Here is a 343-nt window from a genome sequence, read left to right as displayed (position 1 = left end):
CCGTGGGGGCCTCGGCCCCGGTCACGATATGCAGATGGCCGTCGAGGGTCAGATAATCGCCCACTATTATAGTGTCGGCCGCCGTGGCGAGCTGCAGCACCAGCGTCTGCGCCCGGGCCGAGGCCGCGACCGCCACCACCGGATCGGCGGTGATCGTCCCTTGGGGCCCCTCATAGTCCATCGCGGCCATGTCGAGCTCGAAGCGCCCCGCCGGGCCATTGAGGCCCGCCAGCCAGGCCGAGATCGCGGCGCTTTCGCGGGCATCGAAGGCCGCCAGGGTCAGCTCGGCCGCCCAGGTCCCGCCCATGAAGTCATAGGCGGTCTGCGCGAAGCTGTAGGGGCT

1 protein-coding gene is annotated in these 343 nt (G+C 70.3%); it reads right to left on the bottom strand.

From position 1 onward, the window contains the following. Window positions 1–343, bottom strand: a 343-nt coding sequence (locus BYZ73_RS23310; RefSeq protein WP_181498188.1) for a hypothetical protein, incomplete at both ends; no start/stop codon positions are given.

The sequence above is a fragment of the Rhodovulum viride genome (assembly GCF_003265965.1).
Taxonomy (GTDB): Bacteria; Pseudomonadota; Alphaproteobacteria; order Rhodobacterales; family Rhodobacteraceae; genus Rhodovulum; species Rhodovulum kholense.
Note: the sequence above shows the minus strand (reverse complement) of the source record. Positions and strands in the feature narration are given on the sequence as shown.